This window comes from Dermacoccus sp. Tok2021, assembly GCF_019895135.1.
Lineage (GTDB): Bacteria > Actinomycetota > Actinomycetes > Actinomycetales > Dermatophilaceae > Dermacoccus > Dermacoccus abyssi.
In genome coordinates this window covers 1-14107 of the sequence record NZ_JAGTHU010000013.1, presented here as the reverse complement: position 1 = coordinate 14107, position 14107 = coordinate 1, and the positions used below count along the sequence as shown (strand labels likewise).

The 14107-nt window shown below is 68.0% G+C and carries 9 protein-coding genes; 1 reads left to right on the top strand and 8 read right to left on the bottom strand.

What is annotated here, in order from left to right; all coding sequences use genetic code 11:
• Positions 1 to 6: 6 nt before the first annotated feature.
• The gene (locus tag K9D12_RS08770) at positions 7 to 1029 is read right to left on the bottom strand and encodes a trans-aconitate 2-methyltransferase (protein WP_223059985.1); all 1023 of its coding nucleotides are present in this window, start codon (positions 1027 to 1029) and stop codon (positions 7 to 9) included.
• Between the two features lie 169 nt (positions 1030 to 1198).
• Positions 1199 to 1552: a VOC family protein gene (locus K9D12_RS08765; RefSeq protein WP_223059984.1), complete on the bottom strand. Its 354-nt coding sequence runs from the start codon at positions 1550 to 1552 to the stop codon at positions 1199 to 1201.
• A gap of 167 nt (positions 1553 to 1719) precedes the next feature.
• Here K9D12_RS08765 and K9D12_RS08760 point away from each other — a divergent pair, with 167 nt between their 5' ends.
• Entirely contained in the window at positions 1720 to 3102 is a 1383-nt protein-coding gene (locus K9D12_RS08760) for an FAD-binding oxidoreductase (RefSeq protein ID WP_223059983.1), read from the top strand.
• Positions 3103 to 3223: 121 nt separating this feature from the next.
• On the opposite strand, the gene K9D12_RS08755 is transcribed toward K9D12_RS08760, so the two are convergent.
• The 6 genes from K9D12_RS08755 to K9D12_RS08730 all read right to left on the bottom strand — a co-directional run.
• Complete coding sequence (locus tag K9D12_RS08755) at positions 3224 to 3862, bottom strand: O-methyltransferase (RefSeq protein ID WP_223059982.1); 639 nt, start codon at positions 3860 to 3862, stop codon at positions 3224 to 3226.
• On the bottom strand, positions 3859 to 4578 hold the full coding sequence (locus K9D12_RS08750) for an alpha/beta fold hydrolase (RefSeq protein ID WP_223059981.1): 720 nt from the start codon (positions 4576 to 4578) through the stop codon (positions 3859 to 3861). Before K9D12_RS08750 ends, K9D12_RS08755 begins: the two co-directional genes overlap by 4 nt.
• Positions 4579 to 4610: 32 nt before the next feature.
• On the bottom strand, positions 4611 to 5666 hold the full coding sequence (locus tag K9D12_RS08745) for a Gfo/Idh/MocA family oxidoreductase (protein ID WP_223059980.1): 1056 nt from the start codon (positions 5664 to 5666) through the stop codon (positions 4611 to 4613).
• Positions 5667 to 5683: 17 nt separating this feature from the next.
• Positions 5684 to 6823: a saccharopine dehydrogenase NADP-binding domain-containing protein gene (locus tag K9D12_RS08740; protein WP_223059979.1), complete on the bottom strand. Its 1140-nt coding sequence runs from the start codon at positions 6821 to 6823 to the stop codon at positions 5684 to 5686.
• On the bottom strand, positions 6820 to 12219 hold the full coding sequence (locus tag K9D12_RS08735) for a non-ribosomal peptide synthetase (protein WP_223059978.1): 5400 nt from the start codon (positions 12217 to 12219) through the stop codon (positions 6820 to 6822). Before K9D12_RS08735 ends, K9D12_RS08740 begins: the two co-directional genes overlap by 4 nt.
• On the bottom strand, positions 12216 to 14107 hold a 1892-nt coding region (locus K9D12_RS08730; RefSeq protein WP_223059977.1), incomplete at its 5' end, for an amino acid adenylation domain-containing protein. The genes K9D12_RS08730 and K9D12_RS08735, both read right to left, overlap by 4 nt.

Sequence of the window (14107 nt, the reverse complement as noted above, 5' to 3'; positions counted from 1 at the left end):
GGGTGCTTATCCGGACAGCGGGGTGAGGCGGTAAAGCCGGTGAAACGGGTGGCCAACATCAATGACCTGAGTCTCTAGGCCGGCCTCATGGGCATAGCGGCGCACCGTCGCGGGGCGCATTACCGTGCCGGTGGCCGCACTGGGAGTCTCGCTCATCCCGACAGGCAGGCAGTGGAGCACGCTGACCGCATAGTGGAAGCGCTCGCTGTCGGGAGGGTCGGCGGTGAACCGCTCGCCCACGGAGGGCTCCATCAGCAGAACGGCGCCGCCAGGAGCGAGCATCCGGCGGCACGAGCGCAGCACCTCCACCGGCGTCGACATGTCGTGGAGCGCGTCGAAGAGGCACACCAGCAGGTGGGTCGCCGTGAGCGTTTCGTCGGCGGCGTCACCGGCGGTGAAGCGCACCCGGGCGGCTAGGTCGCCACCAGCGGCAGCCAGGTGTCCACGGGCATCGGCGATGGAGGCGGCATCGAGGTCGACCCCATACACCTCAGCATTGGGGAACATTCGGGCCAGCGCCAGGGTCGAAACTCCCGAGCCGCACGCCACGTCAGCGATGGTGGCGCCGGGCACCCGAAGTCGGGCGTCAATGTCGGGCAAGTACCGACTGATCCAGCCAGGGAGGTGGTGCTCGAAGACCCCGCGGTTGAGCCCCGCCTGACCGCCCCGCAGCGCCTCGCCGTAGGCCGCGTAGGGCAGGCCCCGGTGGGCTCGGTAGGCCTCGACCAGCTGAGGGAGCACCGCGGCCATCCCGCCGATGGGCATCAGCACCAGCGGACCGATCCAGTGGGGGCTGTCCTCGTCGAGGAGTGCCTCGGCGTGCTCGGGCGGCAAGGTGAAGCGGCGCGCCTCCGGCTCCGCGTCGGGCCGATCGACGGTGAGGATCCCGGCCGCGACCTGCTGCTCGAGCCACTCCCTCGTCATCCGGGCGTCTAGGCCAGCGTGCTCTGCGACCTCCACGGCGGTGGCCGGTCCAGACTCGCGCAACGCCCGATAGGTGCCGAGCTCCAGACCGAGGTAGCACACCATGAGTTCCGCCGCAGCCAGTCCGGCACCGAACAGCCGCAGCGAGAACCCTTGGACCGACCTCTGGCCGCCGGGGTCGCTCGCTGAGGAGTGCGGCGGGCCCTCTGGGTGCGGGGTGCGGGACGTCGCGAGGGGGCCGGGCCGAGTAGAGGAGGGCTGGGGGTGCATCGGTTCAGAGGTGGGAGAGCACGTTGACGATGTTGCCAGCGGGGTCCTTGAAGAAGAAGCGTCGGACGCCCCACTCCTCGTCGCTAAGTTCGTAGACGATCTCCACATCACTGATGAGCGCCGCCTGGTACGCCTCGTCGACGTCGTCCACCTCGAGCGAGGCCGACGGGTTGACGGGGGCGGTGGCGTCCTCGGTGATCAGGCTGAGTTGCACCGAGCGATCGCCGCCGGGCGGCGCCAGAGTGGCGATCCAGCCGTGGTTCATGATCACCTCCATGCCAGTGACCTGGACGTAGGCATCCACACCGGCATTTAGGTCGTCAACCGACAGCAGGGGCATCGATCGCAGTACACGCATGCGGTGCACGCTAGTGGGCGCCGCGGGCTCCGAGATGCGCCCCTTTCCGCACTCTTTCACACCCGCGCCGGGTCCCGGTCGATAGTTCTATGTTCGGCGCTGAGCGCGGGCGCGCGGCCGATCGGCCGGGTTTCGACGGTGCTCAGCGATCCGAGAGGGAGGATGACGTGGCACTCGTCACCGGAGCCGGAGCAGCAGTAGCAGACGCCAAGCTCGCCGAACTGGATGACACAATCCAAGGCGACGTCATCACAGATAAGAACGCTGCCTACGAAGAGCGCAAGCAGATCTGGAACGGCTACTTTCAGAAGAACCCCGGGGCGATCGTGCGGGTCGTCGGCGCGTCCGACGTCATCAAGGTCGTCAACTTCGCCCGTGACAATGACATCGAACTCGCCATCAAGGGCGGCGGCCACTGCTTCGCCGGCACCGGCACCGTCGAAGGCGGCCTGGTGCTGGATACCTCGCGCCTGCGTGGCATCTGGGTGGATCCCGCAAGCCGCAGGCTCGTAGTTCAGCCCGGACTTGACCAGGGTGATGTCGATGCCGAGACGATGAGCTTTGGTCTCGCTGTGACCGGCTCACAGGAGTCCTACATCGGCATCGGCGGTCTCACCCTCGGGGGCGGGCTTGGCTGGCTGGCCCGTTATCGTGGACTGCTCGTGGACAACCTGATCTGCGCCGACATCGTGCTCGCCAACGGCGAGCTGCGCAGGGCCAGCGCGAATGACGATACCGATCTCTTCTGGGCGATCCGCGGCGGTGGCGGCAACTTCGGCGTGGCCACCCGCTTCGAGTTCAATCTCCACCCCCAGGGCGACTGCATGGCCGGCCTCTTGGCCTTCCCGATTGACCAGACGGTCGACGTAGCCCGGCGCCTCGATGAGTTCAACCAGAGTGCCCCCGACGAGCTCACCACTTCCTTCGCCTTCCTGACCGCGCCCAACGGCGCTCCAGCCGTCGGATTGGGCTTCGTTCACGCGGCGCCCGACGAGTCCACCGAGGATCTGGTGGAGCAGATGCGAGGCCTAGGCAAGAACCCGCTGCTGGACCACTGCGGCCTCATGCCCTACGTCGCGGTGCAGCGGATGCTCGATGAGAACACGGTGGCCGGCCACCGCTACTACCCGCGCTCCTTCCTGTTGCCCGAGCTGCGCGACGAGCCTCTTCAGATCCTGGCAGACGGGTTCGTCAACGCCCCCTCTGAGCGCAGCCTCGTGGGTGGCGGCCTCATGGGGGGTGTCATGTCTAAGATTCCGCCTGAGGGAACCCCGTTTCTCCACCGTGAGGGATACCTGACGAGCATCCTCACCTCGTGGACCGATCCGGCCAAGGACGACGAGGCTGTCGAGTGGACAGAGAAGGTCTATGCCGAGCTGTTGCCTTACACGACCGGCGCCGTCTATGCCAACCACCTCGGCGCCGACTCTGCGGAGCGGATCAACGATGCCTACGGCAGCAACTACGAGCGGCTGGCCCGGCTCAAGGCGGTCTATGACCCCGACAACTTCTTCCACACCAACAACAACATCCCGCCCGCAGCTGGTTAAACCCACGACGAACGGCGACGAGGACCGGGCCGGCCCCACGGCGGGTGGGCTCGGTCCTCGTCCTGCAGTCTGTGCCTCGCCTCGAGGTCCGTCAGGATGGCGGCATTAGGGGTGGGCGCGCTTAGGAGGCCCAGCGGATGACGGAGATGCCCTCACGCACAGTGAGCACGCTCTGACGCACGCGGGAGTCGGCGGCGACATGGGCGTTGAACTCCCGCATCGCCACGGTGTCCAGCTGCTGGTCGCGCTCGTTGGCGACGCCGCCGAACTGCAGCACATTGTCGGCCAGGATTAGCCCGCGGGGCGCGAGCTTGGGCAGCACGGCCTCGTAGTAGCCGACGTAGCCGGGCTTGTCGGCGTCGATGAACACCAGGTCGAAGGGCCCCTCGAGACCCGCCACCGAGTCCGCCGCCGGCCCCTCGAGCAGGGTGATGCGGTCCGACCAAGGTGAGGCCTCGAAGTGCTTGCGCGCGATGGAGGCGTGGAGCGGGTCGAGTTCGCAGGTGACGAGCTCGGTCTTGGTCGGCATAGCCTGGGCCATACACAGAGCCGAGTAGCCGGTGAAGGTCCCGATCTCCAGGATGCGCCGCGGCTGCAACACGAAGACCAAGCTCGCCAAAAGCTCACCCTCTAGCCTACCCACCATCATCGCTGGCAGGTCGGTGCTGGCCTCGGTGTCGGCGACTAGACTCGCGAGCCAGTCGGGTGCGGGCGACGACGCATCCTCGGCATACTTCTCCACCACAGGCCGGACAATCATTGCTGGCTCCTCCCATAAATCTCGGACGCCAACCAGTCGATGAGGGCAGCCTCGGACTCGTTGCGTAGGTAGAAATGACCGCCTGGGAAGGAGTGCACGTCGACTGAATCGGTGGTGGCCTCGCGCCAGGCCTCGGCGTCGAGGCGACTCACCTCTGGGTCGTTCTCCCCGTAGCAGCAGCTGACCGGCACGGTCAGGTCGGTAGCGCGGGTGGGACGGTAGGTCTCCACCAGCCGGTAGTCGGCCCGGATCGCGGGGAGGACCATCGCACGCACCTCCGGCATCGCGAGAAGCTGCGAGTCCGTCCCGCCCAGCCGGCACACGTCGTTCCAAAGCCGCTCGTCATCGAGGTGGAGGTCATCGCTGGTCTGCCGCGACGGTCCGGGCCTCCCGGAGACGACGAGCCGCTTCGGCAGCGGGCCAGAGCGGACCGTGAGCCGCCTCGTGACCTCGTGGGCAACCGAGGCGCCCATGCTGTGACCGAAGAACCACACGGGCCGGTCGAAGAGCACCCCGACGGCTTCGGTGAGGCTGTCGGCCAACTGCTCCATGGTGCAGGGCGGCGGCTCGTTGATGCGATCCTCGCGACCGGGATACTGCACCAGCACCCCCTCGATGTCGTCGGGGAGCGCGCGGGCGAGCGGATGATAGAAGCTGGCGCCGCCGCCGCCGTGAGGGAAGAAGACGACCCGACGCGACGAGCCAGGCCGCGTCACGATCCGCAGCCAGGGGTTGAGGACTAGGACATTCATCGCCCCACCTCTATGAGGTCGGCAGCCGAGAGTAGGTCGGGGGGCGACGGGTGCTTCAGCCGCACCGGACCGCACGCTTCAGACACCTGCATCGCTAGCCGGGTCAGAGCGACGTGGCGCTGCACGTGTGCCTGTGAGCCGACGCCGGCCTCGACATCGGCCCACGCGGCCTGCATGGCCCTGCCGGTGGCCTGCGGCCATAGCTCACGCAGCACCTCGTCGTAGGTCGGTCCCTCACCTGGGCCGATGTGTTGCACGCTGGGCAGACCAAGGTGGGCGGCAGTGGAGTCGGAGAAGCGGACTAGGTTCTTCATGTCGCCCGGCATGTGGGGGCGCATGCTCCACTGCACCGGGCCGTGGGTATTGACCAGCGTAAGGTGGCCGCCCTCGGTACCGAGGGTGATCCGGTGGAAGAGGTGACTGTAGTTGTCGGGGTCGGCGGGCACCAGCTCGTTCTGCAGGCGGAACGTCATCGGCACACCGGCGAAGCGGCCGGCCACGCTCCGGTACGGCGCCTCCGCGACGTCGTCGAGCACGCCGGTGATGCTGAGCGGGCGGATCGATCCGAGCGCCTCGGCGAGAATGTCGAATACCGTGTAGAGAACCTGGAAGGCGCACGCCACGTCGATGAAAAGGGGCTGTTGGCGCTGTACGAGGTTGCGGGCGGCGGCGATGAACCGGCGGATCGGCTCGACGTGGAGGTAGTGGGTGTTCATCCGGAAGACCACCCCGGCGTCGGTCGCGGCGCGCAAGCAAGCGACCAGCTCGTCGGGGTGGAGCGGGTGCTCCTGGAGCACGTGCATGCCCCGGTTCATCAGCTCCTGAGATAGTCGTGGGCCGGGCCCGCCGTTCATCGCCCCCCCGATGACCACACAGGCCAGGTCAATGTCGTTCGGCACCTGGTCGACAGTGGTCCACAGAGGTACGCCGTAGTGGGCGGCGCACGCCCGGCTGCGCTCGCCACCGGCAGCGATGATGCCGGCGAGCTCGAAGTTGACGTCGTCGCGTTCGAAAGCGGCGAGGTAAGCACGGCCGAAGCCGGTGCCAGCCACCAAGACCCGGGGTCGGCTCACAGCTCGCCCTGTTCCATGGTCGGCGCACTGAGAATAGCCCGGTCGGAGATGTCGAGCACGTTGACCGCTGGCTCAGCCCGCAGCTGCGTGAGCATCGCGTCGGCGTCTAGCACGTCGGAGGCGAAGTGCACACCGGGTCCGACCCGGCCAGCGAACACGTCGAGCACCGCTAGGGCGCTGACCAACCCAGTGACCGCGTAGGTGTCGTGGGCACGCAGCGCGAGGCTCCGGGTGACCGGCGAGCCGTGATGGGCGCCGGTCACCTCGAAGAGCATCAACTGGAATGGGCTCTTGCCGAAGAGGTCGAGCGCCGCGGCGCGGGTCAGCTCCTCGGCTGCCACGGCGAGATCGGACTCGCCGTGCATGGCTCCCTGCAGCCGACTGAGGCAACTCATCATGTGGGCACCGCCTTCGAAGACGTTGAACCAGTCCACCCGCTCCAGGCCCAGGGACGCCGCAAGCTGGCCCGACTCGAAGGAGAGATAGGGGTAGGCGTCCACCCGTCCGGTGAAGTAGGGCAAGGTTACGTCGGTGCGGGGCTCGAGCTCTCGCTCCACGCGGACGCCACCGCGGATGGCGGCTTGGGCCTCACCGTAGGAGCCGCCCATGGAGAGCAGGTAGTCGGCTGCGCCGGCAGGGGTCAGGCGGTCCATCGTGCCGACATAGGCCGTCAGGCTACGAGGGTGGGACATGGACCTCGCCAGGTGCTTAGGCAGCAGTCCGGTCAGGCCAGGCTGCATGCCCGCGGTCAAAACGGCCGTGCCGGTGAAAGTGCCCGGGCGTCTCAGTGCGTCGAAGACGGGCTCATCGCCGCCAGGGTCGACGTAGTCAGCACTCGCTGCTACGGCCGCCCAAGCGACCCTGTCCTGCACGACGTAGGAGGGGCCGGCGCAATTGAGCACTACCCGCGACCCCCGACAGAAACCGGCAAGGGACTCCCCGTCGGCGAGGTCAACGCCGACCGCTTCGCCCGACAGACCTAGCTCGTCGAGGAGCGCCTCGGCGCGGGCGACATTGCGCCCGCCAAGGCGTACGCGCGTCTCCGGGCGGCGATTGGCGATCGCTCTCAAGGCTGCCTGGCCGACCGCGCCGTAAGCACCGAGGACGGCGACGTCAGTGGTGGAGGACTGGCTCATGCTTCCCCCTCATGCAGGTCGATCTGACCGGGTGTCACCCGGTCGCGACAGCTGAAATGGTCGCCGGGCACGTAGGTGCGGCTGATCCCGCCGACGCAGACCGCCTCCCAGTAGGCCTCCATATCAGAGATCATTGAGGGCCACAGGGGTGACTCCTCGGAGTGGAGGAGCAACCGGGTCTCTCCGGTATAAAGGCCGGGATCGTGGCGCGCGGCGGCGCCGGCTAGGGCGCGACCGCGGGCGAGTTCGCGCTCCACCTCCTCGGCCCGGCTGCCGAGGGCCGCTGCGATCCGCTCCCGCCGCTCATAGGCTGACATGGCACCCAGGCCTGCGGCCGAGTCGGCGACCGCGCGCAGATGGGGGTCCAAGGAGCCCGCCAGGCCCTCGAGAGCCCCCGCAGGGATCACTCCCGAGGGCGCCAGTTCGCCCAGGGCAGCGCCCAGGGCAGCCACGTCGGGATAGCCGAGGGATGCAGGGTCGAGACCGCGGCCGAGGACGAAGAGCGCCTCGGTGAGCACCTCGTCGTTCACGACGGCAGGCAGGGGGAAGCTGCTCAGCACGGTGAGGCCGCACACGGGGGCACCCAGCTCGGTGAGCTGCTGGGCCACCGCGAGTGCCAGCACCCCGCCGCTGTGAGCCCCGACTAGGTGGAAGGGACCCGGAGCGAGCGCGCGCACCTGTCTCACGACTTCCTGGGCCAGGTCGTCGATTGAGGTCCCCTGCGCGGCCGGCACCGGCGGGACCAACACGACTGGGTCGCGCTCGCCGAGCCCGGCGGCGATGCTCGCGGCGTTGCTGCTGAGACCGTCACTTATCACCACGTGGACGGGGTTGCCGAGTTCGGTCGTCGCTCCGCTCAACACATAGGCGGCCTGCTCGTCGAGGCTGTCAGTTGTCTGCTCGCTCTCTCCGAGGAAGGTTGACAGCTCTCGCACGGAGGCGCCGTTGAGCAACTCGCGGAGCAGCTCGTCGAAGAAAACCTCCGCGCACTGCTCCACGCGCTCGCGGAGCGCGGTGACCACTTGAGCGGCTAGGAGCGAGTCACCTCCGAGGGCATAGAAGCTGGCCTCCAGCGGCACGTTGGTCTCCCGCAGGACCTCGCCGTAGACCGCCGCCAGCCGGGCCTCTAGGTCAGTGGCCGCTCCCTGCTCACCGGCCACGGCGTCGTCTTCGACGGAGCTGGTCTGCTCTGCCCAGACGGCCAGGGTAGCCCGGTCGACCTTGCCGTTGGGCGTGAGGGGAAGTCGGTCGAGGACCTCGAATCGCGACGGGATCATCTCGGCCGGGAGGCGCTCGGCCAGCCGCCCGGCCAGCTCGTCGGTATCGACCCGCTCCCGATCGGTCTTGAATCGAGCGGCGAATACGTGCATGCCAATCCTTGCAAGCGGGTCGTCCCCGGGCGGCAGGCAGAACTCCAGGTCGGCCCCAGCGTCCGCGAGCAGGTCGTACCACTGGTCCCGGGCGATGAAGGTCTGGTCCTTGCCGTGCCGGACGTCCTGGAAGTCGCCGGCGGTAGCGTCGAACAGGAATTCCATCGAGGTGAGGATCTGGTAGTTGTCACGGGTGGTCTCGATAAAGACCAGCCAGCCGCCTGGGACGAGCGCCTCCTGCATTCGTCGCAGGACCTTCGCGGCGTCCTTGGCGTAGTGCATGACGTTGCCGCACAGGATCACGTCGAGGGAGTTGGGCTTAATCCCCTGCTCGCGGTAGGGCTCGTTGAAGTCGAACATCGCGTAGTCGACCCAGGGATAGGCGGCGAAACGCTCGCTGGCCTTGTTCATAAAGAACTGGGAGACGTCGCTGAAGGTATAGCGGACGTTTGCCCCGTCCAGCGCCGGGATGGTGTCGACGCTGGTGCCACCGACGCCAGCGCCCACTTCGAGCACCCGCAGCGGGCGGCCTGTGGTGTTCCGCAGGGCCACGCCGAGTACCGTGCTGGTCGCCAGCCGGTTGAGGTATTGGGACAGGAACCCCTCGGCATAGGCCGCCTCGTGGATGCTCAGGTCGCCCTCGGGGAAGAGCATCTGCAAAGGGTCCTGCTCGTCTCGCATCAGCTCGGGCAGGTGCCGCGAGGCGAGTTTGAAGTATTCGACGAGCTCGGGACGGTCGTGAGCGTCGGGCATGAGCCGCTCGACCTCGCACCATGCCTCGGCCACGTCGGTCGGGCCGATCAAGCGAGGGCAGGAGTATTCGCCGGACTCGTGCCTGGTGAGGTAGCTATTGTCGGTGCAGGCGGCCAGCCAGCGCCGTACGAGCCGCTCGTGCTTGGGGGCGACGCGGGCAATCCGCATGATCTCCGCCGTGGTGTGGCGCGCCTCCTCGGTGGGCCAGAGCCCGGTCTGCCGCAGCACATCGACCATCCGGCGCAGCGCTGCGTCGTCGAGCACCTGAGCGAACTCCACCACCTTGCTCACGTCGACGCCCTCGCGGACTACGCGCGCGGCCTCGGCCACCTCCGGGATCAGACTGGGGTCGACTGGGTGGTCGGCCGGATTGGCGTCCGCGCTCTCCACGAAAGCCACCAGCCGACGGTTGTGACGCTCACCCTGGGTGGTTACCGCCACGGAGTCCACCAGTGGGTCGGCTGCCAGCGCCGACTCTACCTCGGCCAACTCGACGCGGTGGCCGCGGATCTTGACCTGGCGGTCGTCCCGGCCGAGGAACTCCACGGCACCGTCGGGCAGGTAGCGGCCCATGTCACCGGTGCGATAGACGCGCTCGCCCGAGGGGAGCTCGAAGAAGTGGCGCGCGGTCTTGGCAGGGTCGCCGAGGTAGCCCTTTGCGATGCCCGCCCCCGCGATATAGAGGTCCCCGGCGACCAGGTCGGGGCTGGGCCGGAGGGCATTGTCGAGCACATAGAAACGCTGGTTCTCGAGGGGCTTGCCGTAGGGGATGCTCGGCCAGCTCGGGTCGACCGCGTCGATCGGGTGGGAGATAGACCAGATAGCTGCCTCTGTGGCTCCGCCCAGGCTGTGGAGCTCGATGCCGGGGATCCGCGCGCGGATCGCGTCGGGCAGGGACACCGGGATCCAATCACCGGACATCATGCCCAGCCGGACGCTGGAGCAGTCGGTAGGCGCGCCGCGAAGGTATTCTTCCAGCAGCACCATTTGGGCGGGCACTGTGTTGAGCACGGTGACACCGTGCTCCTGGATGAGCGACCCCCAGTGTGAAGGATCGGCCCGGCGTTCGGCATCGGGGAGCACCAGAGTGCCACCCCGGCCCAGCACGCCGAACATGTCGAAGACCGAGAGGTCGAAACTAAGGCTCGACAGCCCGAGCGCGACATCGTCGGCATTGATCGAGAAGCGACCGCACACGTCGTCGAGCGTGTTGACCGCCGATGCATGGGAAATCTCCACGCCCTTGGGTGCTCCAGTCGATCCCGACGTGAAGATCACATAACTCGAGTCCTGAGGCGCGCACGGGACCGGCTCGGGGAGTACGGCGTCGCCGAGGGAGTCCACGTCGAGACGGACAGTGCCCTCGGGCAGCTCCGCGACCACGTTCGAGCGGCTCACCACCAACCGGATTGTGGCGGCGGCAAGGATCTGGTTGCGCCGTGCGTCGGGCTGTGTGGCCTCGACCGGGACGTAGGTACCGCCAGCCAGCAGCACGCCAAGTGCGCCTGCCAGCTGCTCCCAGCCCTTCTCCATGACCACGCCGACCCGCTGGTGCGGCCGGTGGCCGTGCTCGCGCAGGGCAGCGGCGATCGCCGAGGCCTTGCCGACGAGGGTGGCATATGTGATTGCCTCACCCTGGCTCAGGACAGCTGTCGCCTGGGGGCGGCGCTCGGCCTGCTTAAGCAGCGCGTCGTGGAGGAGCGCGTCGCTGAGCGGACGGGAGGTGTCGTTGACCTGTCGTCGGCGCTCAGCCTGGGGGGTTGGTAGTGCAACCGGGTCGCTGGTCCAGGCGACGTCGTCCTCGGCTAGGTCGTGGAGCAGATTGCGGAAGGCGACGAACATGTCGTCGAGCACAGCTTCTGGTACCACGCCGTCGCGGGTGTCCCAGTTGATCTGGAGTGCACCACTTGTCTCCATCGCCTGGCAGTCCACCCACACCTGCGGGGTCTGGCTGATGCCGTTGCGGATCTCCGAGCGCATCAGGCCGTTGGGCTTCAGCCCCTCGGAGAGGCCGATGGCGCTGGTGAAGACCACTGGCATCAACGAGCCCTGCTGGCCGTGGCGCCGGGTCAGCTCGCGCAGCAATTCCACTCCGGTGAAGAGCCGGTGGTCGAGGTCCTCGAAGAGCTGTTCGCCAGCCGCGCGTGCCCTCCCGGCGAAGGTGTCGGCACAGGTGCCGTCGATGGCCAGGAGCTCGACGGAGGTGAAGTCGCCAACAATGTCATTTACGTCGGGGTGCAGGGGCAGTCGACTGAGCACGGTAACGTCGAGGGTGAAGCGCGGGTTACGACTCCACCGGCCAATCACCTCGGCGTAGGCAGCCATGACCGCGGTTGAGGCTGAGATGCCGTGGTGTCCGGCGCGTTCCTTGAGTGCCGACCATGTCGTCGGCTCCAGCCGGAGCTCTCGCCGAGTGAAGTCGGCGGCGCCCTGACGGCTCGGCTGGGGGACCATCGGCAACTCGGGCGCAGGTGGCAGCTCGTCGAGCCGGGCGAGCCAGTAGTCGCGGTCACGCTCGTAGGCGGGCCCCTGGCGCTCGGCGCGCTCGGCACGCAGGTAATCCCGGAAGGTGATGGCAGGGACGGGCAGCTCGGCCTCGGGGTCCTCGTAGAAGGTGCTGAACTCGTCCAGCAGGCGATAGATACTGACGTAGTCCGCGATCAAGAAGTCGATGGAAAAGTGCAGCACCGCTCGGTCGGCGAGTTCGGTCACCTCGAGGGTGTAGAGCGGGCATCGGGTCACGTCCTTGGACTCGTGGGATAGCCGGTCGCGCACCTCACGCATACTTTCCTCCCCGGTCGCCGGGTCGGCGTCGGAGAGGTCGGTCCAGGCGATGATGGGGGCGGTGGCGTTGGGCAGGACGCGCTGGTAACCGTCGTAGTCAATGGTGGCGCGCAGCATGTCGTGGCGGTCCACGACGGTGTTCCATGCCTGCTGGAGCCGCTTACGGTCGAGCTGAGGAAACTCCAGCTCACCGTAAGCGTGGCAGGGCACCGAGCCGTACTCGAAGACGCCGCGTCGCCCGAGCAGGTAGGCGGACTGCACCTCGGTCAGCGGGAACGGGTCGTGAGCGGCGGCCGGGTCGGGCTGGACCTGGCGGGAATCTCGCTGGCGCAGCACCTGCAGCACGTCCTGTTTGCGCTCGGTTAGCCGCTCGCGAAGACGGGACGTCATCGCTCCTTCCGGGCCGCGGAACCGTAGCCGGCCGTCGTCCTCCCAGAGATGGAGGCCGACTCGCTCTAGCTCGGTGATGATGTCGACGGCGGTGGTCACAGGACACCTTCTTCCAGGGGGAGGGACACGTCGTGCGGACCCTCGCTGGCGATCTCGGCATCGAGGAGCGCGGCGAGGTCGGCGAGGGTGGCGTAAGTGAAGAGCTGGCGCAGCGAGAGCTCGATGCCAAAGCGGCGCGCGAGCTGCTGGGTGGCGCGGGTGGCGGTGAGGCTGTCCCCGCCGAGGGCGAAGAAGTTGGACGTGCGCTGGACCGACGGCACCTCGAGCAACACCGACCAGATCTGCGCCACTTCCCGCTCGGTCGCAGTCTGCAGCGGCTCATCGGCGTCGCTGCCGGTCAGGTCCAACCCGTGGTTACGAGCCAGGACCTGGCGGTCGACCTTGCCGTTGGCGTTGAGCGGCAGCCGGTCGAGGACGGCGACGTGGTCGGGGACCATATAGGCGGGAAGGGCGTCGGCCACCGCGCGGCGCAGACTGGGGCCGTCGGGGGCAGCTCTCTCACCGTCGACTGCCACAGATGTGACCGCAGCTACCAGATGACGCGCGGGGCCGGTGCCGTCGACCCACACGACTGAGGCGCCGACACCCGGTAACTCGCGCAGCCGGGTCTCGACCTCGCCCAACTCCACGCGGTGCCCGCGGATCTTGACCTGGTGGTCGGACCGGCCGAGGAACTCCAGGGCACCGGACGGCAGATAGCGACCGAGGTCGCCGGTGCGGTACCACCGCTGACCGTCGGCCTCGACGAACGATGCGGCGGTGCGCTCAGGGTCGCTGCGATAGCCGCGAGCCACGCCGGCACCCCCGATCCACAGCTCGCCCGGCACCCACTCGGGCCGATCACGGCCGTGTTCGTCAACGACCCGGAACCGCTGGTTGGCGAGGGGGTAGCCGTAGGGCACCGACACCCACGCGGGGTCAACGGCGTCGACGACCCAGGCGTTGGACCAGATCGAGGCCTCCGTGGCGCCACCCATCGCGACCAGGCGCGCCGCAGGGGCTGCCTCCCGCAACCGGTCGCACAGGTCCAGCCCGATCCAGTCGCCGGAGACCATCGCCACCCTCAGCGAGGACACATTGGTGCCGGACTCACTGGCCACCAGCAGCATGTCAAGCAGCGTGGGCACGGTGTTCCACAAGGTGACGCCGTGCTCGGAAATCAGCCGCGCCCAGATCGTGGCCTCGCGCCTGGTGTCTTCGGTGATGGTCACCACGGTGCCACCGACCGCAAGCACCCCGAAGAGGTCATAGACCGACAGGTCGAAGTCGAGCGCCGAGACCTGCAGGACGACGTCGTGGGCCCCGACCTCGTGGCGGGCGTTGACGTCGTCGATGGTATTGGCCGCGGCCGCATGGGTAATCTCCACGCCCTTGGGCTCGCCCGTGGAACCGGAGGTGTAGATGATGTAGGCGAGCTGTTCGGGAGATGGTGTCGCCGGCTCGGCCAGCGGCGCCGCCTCAAGTGCCGTGACGACTGGGCACAGCTCGATCTCCTCCGGCCAGTCGTCGCTCGTGAAGGCCTCAGAGTCCACCAGGGCGAGCTGGGCTCCCGAAGAGCGCACGATGCGGTTACGGCGGGCAGGGGGTTGGTCGATGCCGACTGGCACGTAGCTGCCACCAGCGGCAAGAACGCCCAGTACCGCGACCGCCTGGTCGGGGCCCTTGGCTAGCGAGACCACGACCGGCTCGCCGTCTCGCAGGCCGGAGGCGGTGAGATGACCCGCCACCGCGAGCGCACGATCAGTCAGCGCGCGGTAGCTCAGGGTCTCCCCGGTCATAGCGCGCACGGCGACCGCGTCGGGGCGTTGCTTGGCGGCGGCGAACACCGGCAGGTGCAACGTGTGAGGAGTGGTCTCGACGGTGGTGTCGTTGGCCCTCGCGCGGACCTCGACCTGGTCGTCGGGGAGCCGTACGGGGGGGGTGGGGT